Here is a 21,851-nt window from a genome sequence, read left to right on the forward strand (position 1 = left end):
GATGGCGACGGCTTTCGCGCCGAAATCGTCAATCGCGGCGCGAAACCCGTCATTCCAAACAAATCCAACCGGGTAACCCTCCACAGCTTCAGCAAGCGCCTCTATAAAGGGCGCAATGTTATCGAGCGCTGTTTCTGCCGGCTCAAGGATTTCAGGCGTGTTGCTACTCGCTACGACAAACTTGCCAGAAACTTCTTGGCCGCCGTCCACCTCGCCGCTCTCGTCGCTTATTGGATCAATTGAGTCTGAACCCTAGAAGACTGGCTGACCAACGAGCTGATGCTTGCGATTGCACAAGAGAATAATTTGGCCGAGACGGCGTTTGTCAAGGCCCGATCCGATGGGGCGTGGGATCTGCGCTGGTTCGCTCCGGCTCACGAAGTCGACTTCTGCGGCCACGCCACTCTTGCGACAGCGCACGTGCTATTCACTGCAGCCGGAGCCGCCTCGCCTCTTATCTTTCACACCCGGGTCGGCGAATTGCGGGTGGCGCGCAGTTCGCTCGGTTATCGGCTCGACGTTCCGCGTTTGCAGCCAGAGCCGCTGGAGGAGGTTCCTGAAGAAATCAAAGGCATTTTCGAGGCCGCTCCCATCCGGCTCTTCCGCAACTTTGAGAACATCTTCGCCGACCTAGGCAATGCGGACGCCGTGATTCGCTTCATCCCCGATCTGACCGGTATTGCCCGCCTTGGGACGGTCGGCCTAGTCGTGACCGGGCGGGCATCCGACGGCGGGCGGGCGGATTTCTTTTCACGCTATTTCGCCCCCGGTGCTGGCATTCCTGAGGATCCCGTCACCGGGTCAATCCATGCTACGCTCGTTCCGTACTGGGCCAAGCAATTAGGGCGCGAAAGGCTCACCGCCTATCAGGCATCGGCACGCGGCGGCTGGATCGATTGCGAACTCGCTGCAGACCGGGTGTTTCTAGGAGGCAATGCCGTGACTTTTATGGAGGCCAATATTTCTCTGCCTGGCGATTTCAACAAGTAGTGCGGCCAGCGGCAGATTTGTCCCTGAACGCGTGGGGCGGCCGAAGCCGGCCCAGGATCACAGCGGCAGTCACTGCAAGCGCTGCCAACTCCGGTTGTGTGGCCCATCCCGACCGTGAGCGCAGCGTTTCATCTGGGCAGCGGAGAACGGCATGCAGGGAGCGCGTTTAAGGCCGGCATCTCCATCTGCTCGGTCGCGGAGTACAGTCGATCCGCATCGTGCCGGAGTTAGAGAGAGCCGAGCTACGGGATCGACAGCTGGATTTTTAGCCACGACAGGTAGGCCGCGTGATTGAAGTGATCAGGAGTGCGCTTAAAGCCCCCAAAAGCGGCTTGGCGGCCATACCTCGGGGCGAGGGTGAGGAGCGACACGCTCGACATCGCTACAGGTGCAAGGCCGAACTTGAGCGTTTCGCGCAGTTCGTCACGAGCCGCGTCGCCTACGGCGTGAACAAGCCGGTCATGGTCAGCTAGCGCCTGTCGCGCCCATGCAGGAATGTTTTCGCCTCGGCCGAAAACCCATGGAAGCCCGATTGGTGCCGAAGCACGATCGCGACACCAAAATGCTTCTCAATCTGCTGGACCCGCCTGAGACAGCGCCGGCTGGCTGATCAGTAATCCCTTTGCCGCCCTGCCAAAATGCCGCTCCCTCGCTAAAACGAGGAGATAGTGCAAATGCTTGATCTGAAGGTTTGTCTTCAATACCCATGTCGCCCCTAAGTAGCTCAAACGGCTAAACTAACCGCAACTCCAACGAACAAGGCTTCTGCCTGAATAGTAGCGCGGAGATCTCACCCGACCAGCGATTACCGAACGCGCAAGTAGGGTGATCCTACTGTCACGCTCGACCTTCTCCGCCCGCGCGGTCGTCGATGTAGCGCCGAAGCGCCGCGGCGGCGTTCAACATGTGCGCGCGCATTCGGCGAGCGGCCGTATCGCCATCGCCCTCTGCAATCGCCTGCATGATAGAATCATGCTCGTCCCGGGACTTGCGGATACGATCGCCCTGCCGCAATTGCGTGCGGCGGAAGGCGCTGAGACGCGCACGGACCTCCTGCGCCTGCTCGGCCATGAACGCGTTGTGCGTTGCGCTATAGATGCCTTCGTGGAACAGCCGGTTAAACGCATCGTAGGCATCCACGTCGTTGGCGTCGACCATTGCCAGCGAGCTGTCGTGGAGCTCGATCAGATCGCTGCGCTCCAGCGGTGTCATGCGATAGGTCGCGAGCCTGACGCACATGGCTTCCACCTCTGCGCTGGTCTCAAACATGTCCATGATGCGTTCGGGTGTCATCCGTGCCACGACGAGCCCGCGACGGCCCCGCACCTCGACGAGCCCGCTGACGACAAGCTGCCGGAGGGCTTCCCGCACCGGCGTGCGGGAAGCCCCAAAGCGATCGGCAAGCTGCTGCTCTTCCAGCGCCGAACCGGCAGCCAGCGCACCGGAGGCAATCTCGTCGGTGAGCGCATTACGGATGCGATCGGAGAGAAGGCCGCTATCTTCTTCTGCCTCAGCCGCAACTTTAAACAGACCTGCCATTCAGCTTCCTATGATTGCGCGCACCGTGAAGTAGAGAATGGACGGTGCGACGAGGCATCCCAACCCGGTATGAAACGTTGCTGTTAATGCGCCGTAAGGCACTAGACGCCGATCTGTTGCCGCCAGGCCTCCGGAAACGCCGCTGACCGTACCCATCAAGCCGCCAAACACCATTGCGCTGCGCGGATTGTTGAGGCCGATCATCTTCGCAACAAAGGGCGTACCGATCATCACGATCACCGCCTTGAATACACCGGTCGCGATCGAGAGCGCAATGACCGGCGATGAGGCGCCAATCGCCGCTCCCGTGACCGGTCCGACGATGTAGGTGACCGCGCCGGCGCCGATCGTCGTCAGCGATTCGGCGTCAGTGTAGCCAAAGGCTGCGGCGACGAGAACGCCCAGAATGAACGGAACGACCGTCCCCAATCCGAGCGCGACCGCACCGATCAGTCCGGCCTTGCGCGCATGGACGACGTCGACCTCGAAGGCGGTGGCGACGATGGCGAAATCCCGCAGCATCGCGCCTCCCATCAGTCCGATCCCGGTTAGCGCCGGCAGGTCGGCGAGGCCCTTTTCACCGCCGGTGGCGAGGCCTCCGAAAAACGCGAGCAACAGCCCGAGCATGATCGCGATCGCCGAGGCGTGAATGCGCCCGAAGGTGAGATATTTCGAGATCGCTCCGGAGATCCACATCAGGATGCCCACCGCGGCGAACGCCGTGATCAGCGAGTTTGCGGCAAGAACGTGGGATATCATGGTCATCCGATCCTCCCGGACTTGAAGTGGGGCACATTCGCCTCGATCGCCTCGCGCGCCTCGATCTCGTCCATCGTCTCGACACGGCCGCTGACTCGACTGATCAAAGCGACCTGGGCGAAACACACCGCCACCGCGCCGATCCCCGCAATGACAACGATGGGGCCGCCTTTTGCCGCAGCGACGACGTTCTGCTGCGCGGCCATGGCGACCACGATGGGAATATAGAAGCTGCCCCAGAACTCGACGCCCGTCTTCAGCCCGTGGCTGAGGAGACCGTGGCGTAGCAGCCATAGCCGGGCGGCGATCAAGAACATCATCGCAATGCCGACGCCGCCGACATTGGCCTTCACACCGAGGACGACGCCGAGCAGGTCGCCGAGCAGGACCCCGAGCAGCGTGCAGATCGCGAGCAGAGCTACGCCGGAAATGGTCACGGGCGCCTCCTGGCTGTGAACGGGGCGCTGACCCCCAGAGATCGAAGCTGTGTATGCACTCGCATCGAAAATTCCCTCCTGTGTATGCGACTGTCTATCGCTTAGCATCGTGCGTATACATTAATTGACATTGGAAGGCAATACGCATACACTCTGACTCATGGAAGCCAACCTCGCATGCCAAGGAGCCGAAATGAGTAGTTGGGGTATGCAAAAGGCCGCCCTGGGAGAGCGCTTGGCGGCCGGCCGGAAGCACGCGAAGGGAAAGGTCGTCCCGATCCCGAGCCTGCCCGCATTTTTGAATGCGGTGATCCGGTCAGGAGACCGGGTGTGCCTGGAGGGTGACAATCAGAAGCAGGCTGACATCCTCGCCTCGGCGCTCGCGAACCTTGACCCCGAAGACGTCCGTGACCTCCACATGGTCCAGTCCGGGGTGGTCCTGCCATCCCACCTCGACATCTTCGACAAGGGCATCGCTCGGCGGCTCGACTTCTCCTATTCAGGTCCGCAGTCGGCGCGGATCGCGCGGATGCTATTCGGGGGAAAGATCGAGCTCGGTGCCGTCCATACCTATCTCGAGTTGTTCGCCCGCTACTTCATCGATCTGACGCCGAACGTCGCCTTGATCGCGGCCGTCAGCGCCGACAGGGACGGCAACCTCTATACGGGGCCAAATACCGAGGACACTCCGACCGTCGTCGAGGCGACGAGCTACAAGAACGGCCTCGTCGTGGCGCAGGTCACGGAGATCGTCGACAAGGTGCCGCGCGTCGACATTCCCGGCGACCTCGTGCATTTCGTGGTCGAAGCCGGCCGCCCCTTCTATGTCGAGCCGCTCTTCACCCGCGATCCCGCCGCCATCACCGAGACCCAGATCCTGACGGCGATGCTCGCCATCAAGGGCATCTATGCGCCCTACGGCGTGCGCCGGCTCAATCACGGCATCGGCTTCAACACCGCCGCAATCGAGCTCTTGCTGCCGACTTACGGCGAGAAGCTTGGCCTCAAGGGCAAGGTCTGCACCCATTTCGCGCTCAACCCGCATCCGACGATGATTCCGGCGATCGAATCCGGCTGGGTCGAGCAGATCCACTGCTTCGGATCGGAGGTCGGCATGGAGGATTATGTTGCGGCGCGCTCCGATATCTTCTTCACGGGTCCCGACGGCTCGCTGCGATCCAACCGCGCCTTCTGTCAGACGGCGGGCCTCTATGCCTGCGACATGTTCATTGGATCGACGTTGCAGATCGACCTCGAAGGCCACAGCTCGACGGTGACGACGAGCCGCATCGCGGGATTCGGCGGCGCGCCCAACATGGGCTCCGATCCGCGCGGGCGCCGTCACCCGAGCGAACCCTGGCTCAAAGCGGGTGCCGAGGCCGACCCCGCCTCCAATGCTGCCCTGCGCCGAGGCCGCAAGCTCGTGGTGCAGATCGGTGAGACATTCGGTGACGGCAATGTCCCGCTCTTCGTCGAGCAACTCGATGCGCTAGAGCTGGCGCGCAAGCTCGACCTCGATCTGGCACCGGTGATGGTCTACTCCGACGACGTCACCCACATCGTCACCGAGGAAGGCATCGCCAACCTGCTGATGTGCCGCAGCAAGGACGAGCGCGAGCAGGCGATCCGCGGCGTTGCCGGCTACACCGACATCGGGCGCGCGCGCGATGCAAAGCTCGTGGAGCAGCTCCGGCAACGCGGCGTGATCCGCCGTCCCGAGGATCTCGGCATCGATCCGCTTGACGCCGACCGGCGCCTGCTGGCGGCCCGCTCGATCAAGGACCTCATGCTGGCTTCCGGCGGTCTCTACCGCCCGCCCAGCCGCTTCCGCAACTGGTGAGGAGTTTCGCATGGAAAAGCTCAGCTTCAGACTGACTGCACCGAACCGCGCCGGCGGCACCCGCGCGCAGGCGATCGTCGGCGTGGTCGCCTCCGGCAATCTCGAAGTGCTGCTGGAACGGACCTCGCTGGCCGACAGCTGCACGATCGACATCGCAACCGCAGCTCACGGCTTTGGCCCCGTGTGGGACGCCGTGGTCCGCGATTTCGTCGCCCGCCGCTCTGCCGGGGGCTTGCGCATCTCCATCAATGACGGCGGAGCCCGACCTGACACGGTCGCGCTGCGGCTCGCGCAAGGCATCCGCAAGATCGAGGAGCCGGAACGATGACGGTGGCCACAGTCAATACGGTTTCGCTGAGCTGGTATGAGGCGAGCGCCCGGCAACGCATAGAAGCGCTGGTCGATGCCGGCAGCTTTGCCGAATTCATCGGTCCCGAGCAGCGCGAGATGAGCCCGCATCTGGCGATCTTCGACCTGCCGGAGCAGTTCGACGACGGCATCGTCATCGGCCGCGGTCGCCTGGATGGCTCGCCGGTGTTCGTCGCCGCACAGGAAGGACGCTTCATGGGCGGCGCCTTCGGTGAGGTCCACGGCGCCAAGCTCAACGGCCTCCTGCGCGCAGCTCGCACGCTCAAGCAAGATCTGCTGATCCTGTTCGACACCGGCGGCGTGCGGCTCCAGGAGGCCAATGCCGGCGAGCTTGCGATCGCCGAGATCATGCGCGCGATCATCGAGGCACGCCGCGGCGGCATCCACGTCGTCGGCCTGATCGGGGGGCGCGCCGGCTGCTATGGCGGCGGCAGCCTGATCGCGGGCACCTGCTCGCGGCTGATCATCTCCGAACAGGGGCGGCTCAGCGTCAGCGGCCCCGAGGTGATCGAAACCAACAAGGGGATCGAGGAATTCGACTCGCGCGACCGCGCGCTGGTCTGGCGCACGATGGGCGGCAAGCACCGCTATCTCATCGGCGGTGCCGATATCTTCGTCGACGACGAAGCGACGGCGTTTCGCGAGGCGGCCATTGACGCGATCAAAATAGCCAGACGATGCGACGCCGAGATTCTCGAGGCCGAGCAGAAGCGCCTCGAACGACGGCTGCAGCGCTTTGGCGAGGCTGAGGACGCCGTCGATATCTGGGAGACGCTCGGCATCGGGCAGCCGACCGAGATTCCCGCACTTCCGACCGGCGCATTTCTTCGCGCGGCAGCCAACAGGGAGAATGCCGATGACGCTCGATGACATCCTGGCCGGCCTATTCCCGAACGGCCGCAAGATCAAAACGACCGGCGCGATGATCGCGGGGGAGGCGACGCTGCCTGACGGCGGACCAATCCACGTGCTCGGCATCACGCAGGGGCAGCCGCTCGGCGTGGACGAAGCCATCGTGCTCGCGGGGCGGCTGGTCGAGATCGTCCAAACGAAGGACCGTGCGCCGATCCTGTTCCTGGTGGATTCCGCCAGCCAGCGCATGAGCAAGCGCGACGAACTGCTGGGCCTCAGCGAATATCTGTCGCATCTCGCCAAGGCCCTGCTGCTGGCGGAAGCCGAAGGACACCGCACCGTCGGCCTGCTCTATGGCGGCAGCGCCGCCGGCGCATTCATCGCCACCGCGCTTGCGGCCGGCACGCTGGTGGCGCTGCCCGGCGCGCATCCCGCGGTGATGGATCTGCCGTCGATGGCCCGGGTCACCAAGCTTCCGATCGACGTCTTGAAAGCCAAGGCCGAAGCCACGCCGGTGTTCGCGCCCGGGCTCGACAACATGGTGCAGACTGGCGGCATTCACGCCGTCTGGGATGAACATGCGCCGCTGGCGCCGCAGCTTGCGTCCGTGCTGCAACGACCGCACGGACAGGACGATCGCGGCCAGATCGGTGCCCAACGTGGCGGCCGGCGGAAAGCGGCCGAACTCGCCGAGCGCGTTGTCGTCTCAGCCACTTCACATCAAGGAGCGCCAAATGGGTGAAGCTCTCGCGCGCCACAGCATGGTCAAGGTCACAGCCGCCGGCTGGACGGCCGTGATGAAGCGTTATCCGGAACTCGCCAGCGAGCCGATCGTCGCAGGCTGGGCGCACGTCGGCCGTCCTCTCGTCGTTCGCCGACCGGCTTGCAGCGATACTGCAGGCCTCGTTCCGCTCGGACTGCCGCTGCCGCCGAGCCATGGTAAACGTCGTATTGCGGTCTCGCTGGCCGCAGCCGATATCGTCGCGTTCGCTCAGCCTCCGTTGCTGGCCGACGCCGTGGCCGCGGCGCCGCCCGCTTGGCGCGAGACGATCGAGAAACTCGTCCAACTCCTGCCGGAGACCCGCGCCTATGGCAGCCTTGCGTGGCAGCACCTCACCGGCCTGCCCTATCTTTCGGAGGGCTCGGACCTCGATCTGCTGTGGCCTCTCTCGTCGGCCGACAAGACAGGAATTCTGTTGTCCGACATCGCGCGGATCGCAAAGCAGTCGCCGATGCGGCTGGACGGTGAGATCACAGGTCCCGCCGGCGGGGTTCAATGGCGCGAACTGACCGGCACTGACGAAGACGAAGTGCTTGTGAAGAGCCCGGCAGGAGTGACCACCACGACTCGCGCGGCCTTCCTCACAGGTCATGTCTCATGACCATTGCGCTCAGATGGCAATCACAGCCGGGCGGCGCGCTTGATGCCGAGCAGCTCGGTCATCTTGCTTCGCTATGCCTGAAGCTGGAAGTAAAAACCTATCCGAAGCCCGGGCTTGTCAGCCATGTCGACAACGGTGCGCATCGCGACATGGACGCCGGGCTGTTGTGCCTGAGCGCTGAGACCTTGATGCCTTTCTTCAGCGATCTCGCCCTCGCGGGCGCCGCAGGTGCGGGCATGAACCGGCTGCGCGCCATCGGGGTTGCCGCGGAGCGCGCGATGATGGCTGCGACCTCCGGCGTCAACACCCATCGCGGCGCGATTTTCGGACTTGGCCTGCTCTGCGCCGCGGCCGGCTATCGGAGTGCCGTCGGCATTCGCAAATCTCTTGGCCGGCTGGTTTCGGAGCGTTGGGGCGAGGACATCCTATCTGGCCCGGTATCGCTGCGCAGCCACGGCGCTGTGGCCGCGCGGCGCTATGGCGCCGGGGGCGCCAGGGGGGAAGCCGCCGACGGTTTCCCGTCTGTCTACGACATCGCCCTACCCGCGCTGCAGGCAGCGCGCGAGCTTGCACCTCATGACGAGGAAGCCGCTCGCGTTCAGACGTGCATGAGCTTGATTACTAGCGTCACCGACACCAACCTCCTGCATCGAGGCGGGCTCGAGGGACTGTGCTTCGCGCAAGCCAGCGCGTCAGCGTTCCTTTCCGCCGGCGGTGTTGGATCACCGGAATGGCGCAGGCGTGCCGCCGACATTCACCAAGCGTTCCTGACCCGCAATCTCAGTCCCGGCGGCTCCGCAGACCTGCTGGCCATGGCGCTATTCGTCGATGGGATAGATCGCGGATGTTAGCACTGCTCTGCGGCGGACAAGGTGCGCTTTCGGGCAAGATCTTTGATCTTGTCGCGGACCAGCCTGCCGCGGAGTCAATCTTCGCCGCGGCGACGGCTTGGCTCGGTGAGGACCCGCGGGAATTCGTTCGGACGCGCACCCCCGAGCAACTGTCCGAGAATTATGCCAGCCAGATCCTGACCGTCACATCGGCTCTCGCGACCCACGCCTGCATCGCTGACCTGTTGGCCGAAGAGACCGCTGTCACCGGGTATAGCGTCGGCGAGATGGCGGCCTGGAGTATCGCGGGAATCTGGACTGCCGAAGAAGCGTTGCGGCTCACCAATATTCGTGCCCGGCTGATGGAGAACGCAGCGGGGCCCACCGGTCGCCTGGGTTACATCCGGGGGCTCGACCGGGCTACGATCGAACCTCTGCTTGCAAAGCACCGCTGCGAGATCGCGATCAGGAATCCGGACCTTCTTTTCGTGATCGGAGGCGTGGAGCGGGAGGTCATTGCGCTCTGCGACGAGGCTGCCCGGAAAGGAGTGCGAACGGGGCTTCTGGCCGTCAAAATCGCGTCGCATACGACAAGGCTCGCGCAGGCCTGCCAACCTCTGCAACAGGCACTCGATGTCAGCAGGGACGCGGCTGTCGCAAACCATCGCGTCTTACTTGCCGGCGGTGACGGCGAACGCATCTTCTCGGTCGCGGGCGCGACGGTGAAGCTGGCAAACCAGGTCGCCCATCCTATTGATTGGGCGGCAACCCTGGACGCGCTTACAGAGCTGGGCGTCACCGAGGTACTAGACCTCGGGCCCGGACACGCGCTGGCGGAGATGATGCTAGCATCTCAGCCGGACACGCGCTGCTACGCCGCCGACGGCTTTCGCACGATCGAGGGCCTACGTAACTGGGTTGCTGCCGTATAGCAGGAGATCCGGAAGCGAGCCACGCTTGCGTGCGTTGCAAAGCAGGCCGGATCCACATGGGCCCGAACAGGACTACCAACCGATCGTCGCACGGGTACGGTACCTCCGACAGAAGATCCTGGTTGTTTTCTGCCCACCTCATCGCCTCAGCCCCCAGAGCACGATGCAAGAGCTGGCCAGCATCAGGATGCCAACCCACACGAAGCCGGTCGTCACCAGCATCTCTTGCCAGGCCGGCGCACCTCGACCCGCGGCTGTGATGGGTGAGAGTGCGGCTGTGCCGGTCACAGCGGCGAGCGTTGTCGTCGCCCAATTGCCGTATGTCCCCGCCACCAGCGCTGCAAACGTGCCGCGCTCAAGCGCGGCGGATAGTCCAACCTGCGTCCAACAGCACCCCAGCCCCAAAGGAAAGTCCCGTTCATGACGCCCTAGAGGTGCGCCGCAAGCCCACCCTCCTGTTCGAGAAGCTTTGTTCGGCCAAGCTGGTCAGCAACCCCAATAGGAACAGAACCATCCCGTGCCACAGCAGCCAACGTCCGATTGTCTGCACGCTTCGCCGTCTGCGATTTCGGGTTCCGGTATTTAACCTGCAGCCCCGACATCAAGCTTAATTCGCGACTTAGGTTGCCCCGGCCTCCGGCGACGCTAGGCTGAACACCGGACATTGCCCCCGTCCGGGTCCATCAATGGCGAAGTCGGCGCGCCATCACATTCGGCGCGTCGGTTTCGCGTTTTTGCTATGGATAGCGCGAGCCCCGTTTTGACGAATGATCCGGATGATCACCCGCTCGATTTAGTCGAGAGACGAGGACAGATCACGGCGTTGCGCTCGCAACACTCTGACAATCGTCTCGTCACATCGCGATTGAACCGCTTCCTCGTCGAGATTCTTAGAGCCACAAGATGCGGCGCACACTCGACATCTTCGGTCTGAATCCGCTCGGATGCTGCGAGCTGTCGAGGAAATGGTCTCACGCGGCCGATCCACGAAGCGGCCGAACGTAGTTAGGCCGCGGTTCAAGTAACACTAACGCAGGGACGATCTTGCGTCGATCGGGCCCAGCGCCCATGCTGGATGCAGTCGCGAAGTGGTCCGCGTCTCGCGTAACGGCGCCTTCGCGGCGAGGGGTCGCCGCAGTCACAAGCGACGGCCCCGCCCATGATCAGCTCTAGTGACCGCGCCGCACTGCTCGGGGCACAAACGGCAGTCTCGGAGAAAACGACTTCGCGATCGCGAGAACTGCGGCTTCGTCAGTTTCGAGTGCGATCTTCTGGGCGAGCATCACATCGCCAACTGCCAACGCCCGTTCGGGGAGGAAGCACCACCCCACCTTAGGCTCCAGTTGTTCATCCAGCTCCAAAACATTACTCATCGTGCCCTGATAAATTCGGTATCGACGGCCAGTAAGAGAACCAGCGACTTCAAAAAAGCCATTGGCATCAAATTGCGCGCGCTGTTCCGGAGATAACCATTCCCGCAAAAGACGACGTGCACGCGCTTCCGGGCCATTTTGCTCGTTGAAGCTCCGATAAAGGGCACGCAGGGCACGTAGACGCGCGCCCTGGGCGACGTTACGTCCGAACAAAAACATCTTTGATGCTGGACGGTTCTAACCGCCGACTAAGTGCGGATAGAACAGCGTTTCATCCGCTGTTGGATCAAATGACCGTATCAGCTTGAGATCGCCGGCCGGCGTCCGAGTGGCAGCGGTAAATCCCTGGGCGGTGAACTTCTTGAAGCGCCGCTCAGCCTCGGCGAGCCCCTTCGGGTCCTTTCGCTCAAAGAAATGTCTGCTGTCGCCTGTGCTGTCCATTACGATCTGGGTAGCCATGGAAGAGAACTCCGCGATCCCTAGCCTCTGATGAAAAACAAACCTCGCCCCGGTGAATAGTGTTCCTGCTCTCGGCAAATTTCGTTCTGCCGTCTTTTTAGTCGGGATCGTCTGGCTCGCTGAAATCGATGAGAACCTGATCCGCGACCTGAGGGCGGCACAACGGGCGAAGCTGGTCGCAAAGCGGAAGCCGGCTTATGAGGCGGTGCATCCGAGACGAAGAAGGGCGACGACCGCAGATCAATCCGCCAAATTGGCGGTCCGGGCAGCTTCGCAAGGGACACGGCAGAAAAGAGCGGGACACCGCTTCGTACGGTCGAACGGATAGTACGCGCACTCGGAAGCTACGTCCCGATCTCGGACCATGTTTCAACAAGTTGCGTACCAACCGTCAGGAAATGGAACGAGGAGCGAGGGGCCGTCCTCGTTGTTATCGTTTGCAGCTTCGGGCCTGCCGGTTGCTAGAGGCTCGGCGGCGAGCTCTTCCACCTCAACGGCACTCGCCGCGTGACGCCCGGCGCACCTTAAATCGCTTTGCATGAACAAAACTCCCCACCGGGGTACGATCAAATATGGAGCGTCTTCAAAGATTTCGATCAAAAGGTTACGACGACAAAATATCAGGTCTCCTTCCCAAGCGATAGGAGCGCGACCCTGTCCTTTCCGCATCCTTATCGTGCAGCGCCATCGGCGTTGCAGTGCACCAAGAGTCGCCCCTCATCGTTTGAGCAATGGGCGCGAGTCGCAACGGCGAAGCTCGCTCGCCACAGTCACGTCCATCTCAGACAGCGCACACAGAATGTGGAAAGCCGCCCCCGTGATGCTTTGCGGCGGGAGGTGATCGGCCGTCACGACGTCGTCATGGAGCAGCTCGTAGGTAAGGTCATCTTCGTTCTCGAGCCCACTGTTTCGCGAGCACGTAGCACTTTTGAGCCTAGGCCAGAACCGGGGCACGTCTGCATGTCGTTCTCCTCAACCGCCTCAGCATTGCGCTCGACAGCCTGTGCGACCAGGTCCATCGCGCCGCGCTCTTCATCGGGCGAGCGCGACCATTTTCGGCCGGATCACGATCGGCCGCGGCTCGACGATTGGGGGCAACGTCTGGGTGACCGAAGATGCGCCGCCAAACAGCTTCGTGACGCAGGCTACGGCCCGCAACAACGGGGCTAGGCCGCTACGGGCGCCTTCCAGCGCATCAAGCGACGTTCCAGCGCCTCGAGGATCGCGTTGAAGACGAGGCCGATCACGGTGATGCCGAGGATGCCGAAATACATCTGCGGGATCAGGAAACTGTACTGGCTGTTGATGATGAGATAGCCGAGCCCGGACTTGGCACCGACCATCTCGGAAGCGACCAACACCAGCATCGCGGAAGCGCTTGCCAGCCGAATGCCGACGAAGATGGTTGGCAGCGACGCCGGCAGGATCACCTTGCGGAACAATTGGCCTGGCGTCGCGCCCATCGTCCGCGCCGACTTGACCAGCAGCGGATCGACCTGCCGCACGGCCGCGATGGTGTTGAGCAGCAGCGGCCAGGCGCAGCTATAGACCACCATCGTGACCTTCGAGAGCTCGCCGATGCCGAGCAACAGGATGAACACCGGCAGCAGCGCCAGCGGCGCCGTGTTGCGCGCGATCTCAATGGTCTGGTTCAGCAGATCGCCAAGCCGGGCGTACCATCCCGTCAGCAGGCCGAGCGGCACCATCAGAACGACCGCGATCAGGAATCCGCTCAGCGCCCGCAGCAGGCTCGCACCGACGTCCTCATAGAGTTCACCGTTCTGCGCGAGCTGCCAGCCCGCGGCGATCACCTCGGAGAACGGCGGCAGGAACGTCACGTCGATCAGACCCAACCGCGGCGCCGTCTCCCAGACTGTCAGGAACAGCACCAGCAGCAGCGATCGCTGCCCGATGACACCGAACCATCGCGCGAAGCCGCCCGTGGCCCCGGTAAGCGCACCGACGCGTTGTGCGGCCCGGTGCTTCGGACTTCCCTCGGCCAGCTCCAGCAGCGTCAGCACCTCCAGATTAGACATGAGCCAATTCCTTCGCCTTTGCGACGCTCTCGCCGTCCGCTGCGGGGCCCTGAGCTCCTTGCGCCTTCAACACCTCGTCGCGCAGCAAGGACCAGACCTCATGCCGCACACGCCCGAACTGAGGCAACGAGCGGACGTCCTCGGTTTCGCTATGCAGTTCGTCGGGAATATCGACGATCTGCTTGATGCGGCCGGGACGCGAAGTCATCACCGCCACGCGCTGGCCGAGGACGACGGCTTCGTCGATGCCATGCGTGATGAACAGGATGGTCTTTCCGGTGCTGCGCCAGATCCGCAACAGCTCGCCTTGCAGCGTCTCGCGCGTCTGCGCGTCGAGCGCCGCGAACGGCTCGTCCATCAGCAGCACCCCGGGATCGTAGGCGAGGCTTCGCGCGATCGCGACGCGCTGCTTCATGCCGCCCGAGAGCTCGTGCGGATAGCGGTCGGCAAAGCCGGACAGCCCGACCAGATCGAGATAGTGCAGCGCCTTCTCCCGCCGCGCCCTGGCCTTCAGGCCGGCGATGTCGAGTCCGAACTCGACATTCTGCGCGGCCGTCCGCCAAGGAAACAGCGCGTATTGCTGGAACACGATGCCCCGGTCGCGCGCCGGTCCGTTGATGGCCTTGCCGTCGAGCAGGATCCGCCCGCTGCTCGGCAGCGAAAGGCCGCCGAGCAGGTCCAGCAAGGTCGACTTGCCGCAGCCGCTCGGCCCGACCAGCGCAAGGAACTCGCCGGGCCGGACATCCAGCGTGATGTCGTCCAGCGCGGTGAAGCGTTGCGCCGGCCCGCCATCCTTGCCCCGGACCAGGAAGTCCTTCCGTACATGCTCGAATCTGATCTTGGTCGTAGTCATTTCGCCTCCGCGGTCTTGCCGGGGCGGAAATAGTTGAACTCGTTGGTGTAGAGATCAGACGGCTTGAGCTGGTCCGGCTTCAAGAGACCATCCTTGACCAGCCAGTCGACCCACACCTGCAGCTCGGCATCACCGATCACGCCGCCCTTGGTCGCAACACCCGTGCTCTTCCAGTACTTGATCGGTGTGGCGTCCTCGTTCCGCTTGCGATCGGCGATGATGCGCTCGAAACGGGCGCGGACTTCCTCCGGCGGCGTCGTCTGCGCCCAGGTGATGGCACGCGACACGCCCTCGACCAGCCTGCGCGAGGTGTTGGGATTGTCCTTGATGAACTTGTCCCTCAGCACGTAGGACCCGCCGGTGAAGTTTCCGAAGATGTCGGTATCGGCAAACAGCCTGCGGATGCCGCCGCGTTCGAGCGCCTTGTCGCGCAACACGCCGTTGAGCGTGGCCACCTCGACCTGTCCCTGCCGCAACACCTGCTCGCCGGTGACGGGCGGGATCGCGACCAGCGTCACCTGCTTCGCATCCGCCGGCGTAAGGCCGTTACGAGCCAAGTATTCGCGCAGCACGAATTCGAGATGTGCACCGAGCGTGTTGACCGCGACCTTCTTGCCGATCAGGTCCCGCGCGGTCTTGATCGGGCTGTCATCCTTCACGTAATAGCCGTTGTAGGTGTTGTCGTCCGAGCCGTAATAGCCGACCACCGCCTTGATCGGCGCCTTGGCCGCGATCAGCTTGATGATCGCGCCATAGAACGCGCCGCCGATGTCGATATCGCCGGTCACCACCGTCTGGATGTCCTGCGGACCGCTGATGGTGTTGCCGATCCATTTCAGCTTGAGCGGCGCGAGATAGCCGAGGTCATCGGCCAGCTCGATAAACGTGACTTGGCCGGCCCAGCCTTGATAGCGGACCTCGGTCCTTTCGAGCTGCGGCTCGGCCATGGCGCTGCCGACGAGCCCTATCAGCCCGAGGGCGGCGAGGCCAAGTTGCCGCCCTCTTGCACGCAGACCGGCAACCAGGCGACGCAACGCAGAGATAGCGATTTCCATTGTATTCACTCCTCGCTCGTTTCAGGCGGCCTTCGCCTGTGGCTTGGTCGACTTGACGCGGGTGACGCTGTTGCGGCCATCGATGCTGACCGGCACTTCGCCGTCGATGGTGGCGCGCCGGACGACGCGGTGCTGGTCGCCGTAATCGTTGACGGCGTAGTGCTGGGTAGCGCGATTGTCCCAGATCACCACATCACCCTGCTGCCAGCTCCAGCGCACCGTATTCTCGGGCGCAGTGATGTGGGACTGGAACAGGTCGAATAGCTTCTGGCTGTCGTATTTCGACAGGCCGACGAAGCGCTGGACGAAATTGCCAAGCACCAGCGTCCGTTCTCCGGTCTCGGGATGGACGCGAACGACGGGATGCTCGGTCTCGTAGATCGTGCCGGTGAAGACCTCCTCGAAGTGCTTCCTGTCGGCCTCGCTCGCGCGGGTCTTGACGGCGTAGTCATAGGCGTTGCTGTGCACCGCCCAGAGTTCGTCCGCGAGCTTGCGCAGCGGCGCCGGCAGATCGAGATAGGATGCCGCGGTGTTTGACCAGATCGTATCGCCGCCGAACTCGGGGATCACGACGCCGCGCAGCACGGAGATCTTCGGATAGGCGTCGACGAAGGTAACATCGGTGTGCCACTGGTCGGCGCGGCCGCCGCCGCGTCCGGAATCGAGTTCCAGGATCGACGCCGTTCCCTTGGTCGCGCCGACCGTCGGGTGCGGAACCAGTTTGCCGAGCCTCACGGCAAAACTCTCCTGCCCCGCGTCGTCGAGATGGTTCTGGTCGCGGAAGAAGACGACCTTGTGCTCGAGCAGAACCTGGTTGATCGCCGCGATCGTCCGGTCCGGGAGATCGCCCGAGAGCTTGATGTTCCTGATCTCCGCGCCGATACGTGCCGACCGCTTGACGATATCCGCGCGCGGAATGACGTTGTCGATGGTGATTGCGTCCGTCATGTCATTTTCCCCAAGATCGCGATCCCGTTTGGACAAGGCTCCGCCGTTCGCCGATCGCTGATGCGATGGCGGAGTAAATACACAGCTGATGGTCGTGATCGATCCTCTTGCAGTATCGCCGTCTGCTCTGGCGGCAATCGGGTCTGGCGGGATCTTCCCCGAGAGACGGCATCAATGCAGCCTCTCGCTCAGTCACAGGATGCTAACTCAAGACTTTCGGAAATAGCTTCCAAAGTTGGGCGAAGGTGGAAAATAGTTGCACGCACTCGCACGACGTATCCGATTGATATCTGCGCTTTCTGCTATTCAGCCGCGACGACGCTCTGCGTGCGCCACACCGCAGGCGCATAAAGTGCAGGTTCGAAATCGTCGGCGATCGGCGCATTGATGCGGGCCTCATGCGAGGCAAGATCGTCCAGAAAGAGATCCCTGCTGATTTGCGCGATGACGGCCGGGATATCACGCTTGAAGCTCGGGACGTCTCCAATTGGCAAGCCGAAGCTCACGAAGGCCGCAGGGTTGAAGACGTGGATGTTACGGAGATAGGGCGCGCGGCCGGGTGCCTTCTCGAGGAATTCGTGCCCCGACCCGAGATAGGGATGTGCGCTCAGGGTTTCGTCCTGCTCGTCCGCAGAAGGCGAAAAGCGGTCGCGCCACAACAGGATGTTGTCGGAGAAGGCGGCCAGCTCCGGTGTTTTTGCGAGATCGACCCGATAACCCGTACCGGCGATCACGAAACCGAATGCGATATTGCCATCCGGCGTGGTCGCAAGCAGCCGCCGCTCGAACGGCTTGGCCGACGTCCACGGCGCCGACAGATGAAGGTGGAAATTCGGGAACTTGACGGCGCGCGCGACCGCATCAGGCGGTGGCGTGGATCCGGCACGGCGGAAACGGATGGCCTGGTGCCAGCGAAGAGCGTCCGGCAACGATCCGTAATTGTCGCAAGCTCCCGGATAGCCGCGCGTCCTGATCACCGGCTCCGAGGCAAGCCTGTCGCGCCGCGCGAAGAGATGCACCTCCCTCGCCCCGGCTTCGAGCGCCACCGCCGTCGCGTCGAATGCGGAGGCCGCGCTGCCCAGCACCGCGACTAACCTGTCGCGCAGTTTCTCGAAATCGATCGCTTCCAGCGTATGAGCGTAAAGCTCCTTTGGCAGATTGCGCGAGAGCACGTCGGGAACGGACGGACCGCCGTTACTGGGGAAGCCACCGGCAAGAATGATCTTGCGGGCCGTTTCCGTTCGCGCTTCGCCGGCCAGGTTGAGATGAAGCCGCAAATGATCAGCGGTCGGCTCGACACGGAGAAGCCGCGTCCGGCAGCGCACGTTGATGCGAAGCGTGCTGCGATATCAGTCGAGGTAGGCGGCCCAATCCACCCGGGCAATGCGATCGATCGCTTCATACGCGGCGGCGCTGTGGCGGGCTTCATACCAGGCCTGGAAACTCAGCCCTGTCAAACCGAGTTCGGGCCCAGGCAACCCTTTCGGCGTACGCAGCTTGTTCATGCGCGCGCTGCTCAACCAGGGGCCGGACGAAGCAGCGTCGCCGGCGGCATCGATCAGGGTGACCTTGCCGATGCCGGCACGACGCAACGCAAAGGCGAACGCGCTTCCGGATTGCCCGCCGCCGATGATGGCGACGCTGTGATCGATCCCCTGACGGTCAGGGATCCAGTTCTGCGGATCGGGTCCAATCAGGCGCAAGGTCTCGCGCGCCGCAGTGTCGACAACGGACTGAAACATGTTCGCACCTCGAGGTTTCAGCATCAAATGCGGTCAAATCGTAGAAGCGAACGATACTCAGTCAATGAAATGGAATCGGCTTTGTTTTTCAACCCGCACAACGAGCCAATCGCCGGGCTTCGGCGTGTTGAAAGATTTGCGTAGTGTCGTGGAGCGAGCCAGAGACCGGGGTGAGACGCTCGGCATGCGCTGGGGCATCCAATTGAGACGATCGGTTTGCAACATCATCTCTTCCAGGGATGCGCGCCGCTAGATTCATGCTCGCATCACACCGAACAACGCAATTCAATTTCATCGACATTCCTCGTTCCGACAACATAAACTTCGTCCAATCAAGCTGTCTCGACGGCCCGTTGGAGATTTGAGAAGCACGATGTCGACCTCCGGCGTCATCAGCCTTGAACGAGACACACCCGAGCTTGCTCGCACCTATGAGCAGGCCGGCATCCTCCAGTTTCATCACGGTAAATTCCTCGTCGGCCCGCTCGCATTGAAGGCCGGGAATCACGTGCTCGATATCGGTGCCGGTACGGGCCGCCTTACCGAATTCGTCGCACAACTTGTCGGGCCTGACGGCCGTGTGACCGGCATCGATCCTCTCGAGAACCGCATTGCCATCGCGCGTCTCCGCGCGTCGAAGACGTTGACATTCGCGATCGGCCGCGCCGAAGACCTTTCGCGCTTTGAACCTGCGGAATTCGATGCCGTCTATCTCAACAGCGTGTTCCATTGGATCTCAGACAAGCGGCGAGCCCTGCACGAAATTCACCGCGTTCTCAAGCCGGGCGGCCGGATCGGGTTGAACGTTCAGGACCCGACCAAACCTCACGAGTCCCGCACTTTGCTTCGGCAGGCGACCGAACAGGCTGGGTTCGCCGAGAGGAGTGGTGAAGCGCACCGGGTGCTCGGAGCCACCGACGACGAGCTCAAAATGCTCTTCGTTGAGGCCGGTCTCGTCGATTACCGAAGCGACCTGCGTTCACTGGTCGATTTGCATGACGACGTGAGTTCGGCGCTCGGATGGTCCGAGGCTAGTGCATTCGGTAACTTCCTGGGCGGCTTTTCCACAGCGGAACGGGAAGCGATCGAGCGCGCCTTTGCTGGCTTGGTCGAGGCGAAGCGTACCCCGGAGGGCCTCCGCCTGGAGCGATATCTGCGCTTCGCGTTCGCTCGAAAGCCGGAGCCACGGGATTCCTCTCCGGGTCTTTAATCGTTCAAGTCTCACCATTGGCCATCGCATCGGAACAAACGAACCATGAGCAACCAACGCCAGCTTCTTCTCAATCTCTTCATCTATCCGGGCGGCCATCACGAAGCGGCGTGGCGCTATAAGGGATCTGAACCAGACCGCATCCTCGACATCACCCATTATCAGGAGCTGGCGCAACGGGCCGAGGCGAGCAAATTCGACGCCATCTTCTTTGCCGACGGGCCGGCGCTGGCCGACAATGTTCGGTACGCCCAGCGCCTTCGTTTCGAACCAATCACCTGGCTCGCAGCGATTGCCGCCGTCACCAGCCGTATCGGGCTGATCGCGACGGCGTCAACGACCTATACCGAGCCGTACAATCTGGCACGGCTGTTTGCGTCTCTCGACCATCTCAGCCGGGGTCGCGCCGGCTGGAACATCGTCACCACCGGTGCGCAGCAGGCCGCACAGAACTTTGGGTTGCCTGAACATCCCCCTCACCACGAGCGCTATGAGCGCGCCCGCGAATATCTCGACGTGATCTCCCGGCTGTGGGATAGCTGGGAGGATGACGCGCTCGTCAACGATCCGGCTTCTGGCATCTTCGCCGACACCAGCAAGATCCACACGCTCGACCATATCGGCAAGCATTTTCGCGTTCGTGGCCCGCTGAACATCTCGCGGGCGCCGCAGGGACGGCCGGTCTACGTACAGGCCGGCTCCTCCGACGACGGCCGCGCGTTCGCCGCCCGGTTCGCGGAGGCAATTTTCACGGCGCATCAGACACTGGAGTCGGCGACGGCGTTCTATGCCGACATCAAGCGCCAGGCCCGCACCTTCGATCGCAGTCCCGACGAGATCAAGATCCTGCCCGGCATCAGCCCCTTCATCGGCAGCACGCAGGCTGAAGCCGATCGACTTCAGGACGAATTCAACGAGCTGATCCAGCCCGAATTCTCCCTGACGCAGCTGCGTCAGATGATAGGCCTCGACCTCACCGGCTACGATCTCGATAGCCCGGTTCCCTGGGATCTCATCGACACAGCGAGCGCGCGCGGAGTCGCGAGCCGCTTCAAGCTCGTGGTCGATATCGTCGACCGCGAGAAGCCGACCATTCGCCAGCTGGTGCAGCGCCTCGCCGGCGCGCGCGGCCACTGGGTCATTGCCGGCACGCCCGAAAAGATCGCGGACAACATGCAGACCTGGTTCGAGCGCGGCGCAGCCGATGGCTTCAACGTGATGCCGCCATGGCTGTCCGGCGGCTTCGATACCTTCGCCGAGCAGGTCATCCCGATCCTGCGCAAGCGCGGCCTGTTCCGCGAGGACTACACCGGCACGACCTTGCGCGAGCACTACGGACTCGCGCGGCCGGCCAGCGTCTACTCCAGCGCAGTCAAGGCGATTGCCTGAGACTGTTTCCGCACCCACATCCAGACTCGCGAACAGTAAGCAGGCATGAAGACGGCGTTCTTTCTCCTCTCCAGCCTTTTGGCCATTTTCCTCCTCGCCGCCGGGTCCTATGTCGATTTCTCAACAGGTGCTGAAGCCAACAACGCCGTGTTCAAGTCCGAGATCGACTCCATCCTGATTCGTACAGTCGTGTCGGCCTTCTTGCTATTAACGATCGGGCTGGCCAACTATTTCATTCTAAATCGACGCGACCGATAATAAGGTCCGGTTCTACGCGAAGGGCGGCCGACCGCGTCAACCGACGCAATCCCAAGGACCGAGTGTTGGAGAGTCGGCAGAAATGGGCGGTCGTTCGCCAAGGGCTAGTAAGTTCAGGTTGCGGGAGCAAACACGGTTTCTTGCGATTGATCGACAGTATAGTTCCGCGACGGATTGCGTGGCGTAAATGTCTTCCGCTCGCCGGTCGCAACGTCAGGCGACAGAAACGACGTTTACTGGGTGCCGGACGAGGATTTCGCGCAGAGCTTGAAGGACATGCTGAGGCAGATGCGGGTTGCTGCGGGATCCCCCTCGCCGACCGCTGACGCGGCGCGTGGACAGCCTCCCGATCATCGGCGCCCATCCCAAGCACGGGGCAAACGCATTTGAGCGTGGCATAGAGGCGGTCACCAATGCAGTCGAGTTTCAGCGCCCTTACGTTTGTTGGTGGACGTGATCGCTGATGAAGCTGCTTGACCAGCATCAGCTACGTTGGGCTGCGATGACGCAACCGAAACCATTGAGCGTTCTGCGCACCGACCGCTCTACACCACCGAATGAGTGCCGAAGGGCTCGGTCGCGATCTTCGCTAGAAGCG

General features: G+C 62.7%; 24 protein-coding genes and 1 pseudogene. 13 read left to right on the forward strand and 12 right to left on the reverse strand.

What is annotated here, in order from left to right:
- The coding region (locus IVB50_RS29590; protein ID WP_247296352.1) for a transposase at positions 1-243 on the forward strand (243 nt) is incomplete at its 5' end.
- Positions 244-264: 21 nt separating this feature from the next.
- Positions 265-990, forward strand: coding sequence for a PhzF family phenazine biosynthesis protein (locus IVB50_RS29595; RefSeq protein ID WP_256465357.1), 726 nt, complete (start codon positions 265-267; stop codon positions 988-990).
- 569 nt (positions 991-1,559) lie between these two features.
- Here IVB50_RS29595 and IVB50_RS42485 read toward each other — a convergent pair.
- The 4 genes from IVB50_RS42485 to madL all read right to left on the reverse strand — a co-directional run bounded on the left by IVB50_RS42485 (position 1,560) and on the right by madL (position 3,725).
- The gene (locus tag IVB50_RS42485) at positions 1,560-1,718 is read right to left on the reverse strand and encodes a LysR family transcriptional regulator (protein WP_345946754.1); all 159 of its coding nucleotides are present in this window, start codon (positions 1,716-1,718) and stop codon (positions 1,560-1,562) included.
- 109 nt (positions 1,719-1,827) lie between these two features.
- The gene (locus IVB50_RS29600; protein WP_247298853.1) at positions 1,828-2,529 is read right to left on the reverse strand and encodes a GntR family transcriptional regulator; all 702 of its coding nucleotides are present in this window, start codon (positions 2,527-2,529) and stop codon (positions 1,828-1,830) included.
- Entirely contained in the window at positions 2,530-3,294 is a 765-nt protein-coding gene (gene madM, locus IVB50_RS29605; protein ID WP_247298855.1) for a malonate transporter subunit MadM, read from the reverse strand. It abuts the gene before it with no gap.
- Positions 3,291-3,725 (reverse strand): malonate transporter subunit MadL, encoded by a 435-nt coding sequence (gene madL / locus IVB50_RS29610; RefSeq protein WP_247298857.1) that lies wholly within the window; start codon positions 3,723-3,725, stop codon positions 3,291-3,293. Before madL ends, madM begins: the two co-directional genes overlap by 4 nt.
- 193 nt (positions 3,726-3,918) lie before the next feature.
- Between madL and mdcA the strand changes: the two genes are divergently transcribed.
- The 7 genes from mdcA to IVB50_RS29645 are packed head-to-tail and all read left to right on the forward strand — an operon-like array spanning position 3,919 to position 9,930.
- Entirely contained in the window at positions 3,919-5,565 is a 1,647-nt protein-coding gene (gene mdcA, locus IVB50_RS29615) for a malonate decarboxylase subunit alpha (protein WP_247298859.1), read from the forward strand.
- Positions 5,566-5,575: 10 nt separating this feature from the next.
- Positions 5,576-5,893, forward strand: a complete 318-nt coding sequence (gene mdcC, locus IVB50_RS29620; protein WP_247298861.1) for a malonate decarboxylase acyl carrier protein — start codon at positions 5,576-5,578, stop codon at positions 5,891-5,893.
- Entirely contained in the window at positions 5,890-6,804 is a 915-nt protein-coding gene (locus tag IVB50_RS29625; protein ID WP_247298863.1) for a biotin-independent malonate decarboxylase subunit beta, read from the forward strand. The genes mdcC and IVB50_RS29625 overlap by 4 nt, the downstream gene beginning before the upstream one ends.
- The gene (gene mdcE, locus IVB50_RS29630) at positions 6,791-7,528 is read left to right on the forward strand and encodes a biotin-independent malonate decarboxylase subunit gamma (RefSeq protein ID WP_247298865.1); all 738 of its coding nucleotides are present in this window, start codon (positions 6,791-6,793) and stop codon (positions 7,526-7,528) included. The genes IVB50_RS29625 and mdcE overlap by 14 nt, the downstream gene beginning before the upstream one ends.
- Positions 7,521-8,168, forward strand: a complete 648-nt coding sequence (gene mdcG / locus IVB50_RS29635; protein ID WP_247298867.1) for a malonate decarboxylase holo-[acyl-carrier-protein] synthase — start codon at positions 7,521-7,523, stop codon at positions 8,166-8,168. The genes mdcE and mdcG overlap by 8 nt, the downstream gene beginning before the upstream one ends.
- Positions 8,165-9,019 carry a triphosphoribosyl-dephospho-CoA synthase MdcB gene (mdcB, locus tag IVB50_RS29640; RefSeq protein ID WP_247298869.1) on the forward strand — a complete coding sequence of 285 codons (855 nt, stop codon included), beginning with the start codon at positions 8,165-8,167 and terminating at the stop codon, positions 9,017-9,019. Before mdcG ends, mdcB begins: the two co-directional genes overlap by 4 nt.
- A complete protein-coding gene (locus tag IVB50_RS29645) occupies positions 9,013-9,930 on the forward strand; it encodes an acyltransferase domain-containing protein (RefSeq protein ID WP_247298871.1) in 918 nt (305 codons plus the stop codon). The genes mdcB and IVB50_RS29645 overlap by 7 nt, the downstream gene beginning before the upstream one ends.
- A 1,169-nt stretch (positions 9,931-11,099) precedes the next feature.
- Here the strand turns inward: IVB50_RS29645 and IVB50_RS29650 are convergent.
- Both IVB50_RS29650 and IVB50_RS29655 read right to left on the reverse strand, forming a co-directional pair.
- On the reverse strand, positions 11,100-11,522 hold the full coding sequence (locus IVB50_RS29650; protein ID WP_247298874.1) for a hypothetical protein: 423 nt from the start codon (positions 11,520-11,522) through the stop codon (positions 11,100-11,102).
- A gap of 18 nt (positions 11,523-11,540) precedes the next feature.
- Positions 11,541-11,762 carry a hypothetical protein gene (locus IVB50_RS29655; protein WP_247298876.1) on the reverse strand — a complete coding sequence of 74 codons (222 nt, stop codon included), beginning with the start codon at positions 11,760-11,762 and terminating at the stop codon, positions 11,541-11,543.
- 1,039 nt (positions 11,763-12,801) lie between these two features.
- Between IVB50_RS29655 and IVB50_RS29660 the strand changes: the two are divergent.
- Positions 12,802-12,993 (forward strand): annotated as a pseudogene (locus IVB50_RS29660) (hypothetical protein); the annotation flags it as partial.
- Here IVB50_RS29660 and IVB50_RS29665 read toward each other — a convergent pair.
- The 6 genes from IVB50_RS29665 to IVB50_RS29690 all read right to left on the reverse strand — a co-directional run bounded on the left by IVB50_RS29665 (position 12,929) and on the right by IVB50_RS29690 (position 18,357).
- Positions 12,929-13,798, reverse strand: a complete 870-nt coding sequence (locus tag IVB50_RS29665) for an ABC transporter permease (protein WP_247298877.1) — start codon at positions 13,796-13,798, stop codon at positions 12,929-12,931. The pseudogene IVB50_RS29660 and the gene IVB50_RS29665 sit on opposite strands and share 65 nt — an antisense overlap.
- Positions 13,791-14,651, reverse strand: a complete 861-nt coding sequence (locus tag IVB50_RS29670; RefSeq protein ID WP_247298879.1) for an ABC transporter ATP-binding protein — start codon at positions 14,649-14,651, stop codon at positions 13,791-13,793. The genes IVB50_RS29665 and IVB50_RS29670 overlap by 8 nt, the downstream gene beginning before the upstream one ends.
- On the reverse strand, positions 14,648-15,706 hold the full coding sequence (locus tag IVB50_RS29675) for an ABC transporter substrate-binding protein (protein WP_247298882.1): 1,059 nt from the start codon (positions 15,704-15,706) through the stop codon (positions 14,648-14,650). Before IVB50_RS29675 ends, IVB50_RS29670 begins: the two co-directional genes overlap by 4 nt.
- A 21-nt stretch (positions 15,707-15,727) precedes the next feature.
- Positions 15,728-16,654 (reverse strand): TauD/TfdA family dioxygenase, encoded by a 927-nt coding sequence (locus tag IVB50_RS29680; protein ID WP_247298883.1) that lies wholly within the window; start codon positions 16,652-16,654, stop codon positions 15,728-15,730.
- Positions 16,655-16,956: 302 nt separating this feature from the next.
- The gene (locus IVB50_RS29685) at positions 16,957-17,931 is read right to left on the reverse strand and encodes a hypothetical protein (protein ID WP_247298885.1); all 975 of its coding nucleotides are present in this window, start codon (positions 17,929-17,931) and stop codon (positions 16,957-16,959) included.
- A 72-nt stretch (positions 17,932-18,003) separates the two neighbouring features.
- A complete protein-coding gene (locus IVB50_RS29690) occupies positions 18,004-18,357 on the reverse strand; it encodes an FAD-dependent oxidoreductase (protein WP_247298887.1) in 354 nt (117 codons plus the stop codon).
- A 412-nt stretch (positions 18,358-18,769) separates the two neighbouring features.
- On the opposite strand from IVB50_RS29690, the gene IVB50_RS29695 reads away from it, so the two are divergent.
- Genes IVB50_RS29695 through IVB50_RS29705 form a run of 3 tightly spaced genes read left to right on the forward strand, consistent with a single transcriptional unit; the run spans position 18,770 to position 21,253 of the window.
- Positions 18,770-19,606 (forward strand): class I SAM-dependent methyltransferase, encoded by an 837-nt coding sequence (locus IVB50_RS29695; RefSeq protein ID WP_247298889.1) that lies wholly within the window; start codon positions 18,770-18,772, stop codon positions 19,604-19,606.
- A gap of 45 nt (positions 19,607-19,651) precedes the next feature.
- Positions 19,652-20,995 carry an LLM class flavin-dependent oxidoreductase gene (locus IVB50_RS29700; protein ID WP_247298891.1) on the forward strand — a complete coding sequence of 448 codons (1,344 nt, stop codon included), beginning with the start codon at positions 19,652-19,654 and terminating at the stop codon, positions 20,993-20,995.
- A gap of 45 nt (positions 20,996-21,040) precedes the next feature.
- Positions 21,041-21,253, forward strand: coding sequence for a hypothetical protein (locus IVB50_RS29705; protein ID WP_247298893.1), 213 nt, complete (start codon positions 21,041-21,043; stop codon positions 21,251-21,253).
- The last annotated feature ends 598 nt before the right edge of the window (positions 21,254-21,851 follow it).

The organism is Bradyrhizobium sp. 87 (assembly GCF_023073015.1).
GTDB lineage: Bacteria > Pseudomonadota > Alphaproteobacteria > Rhizobiales > Xanthobacteraceae > Bradyrhizobium > Bradyrhizobium canariense_D.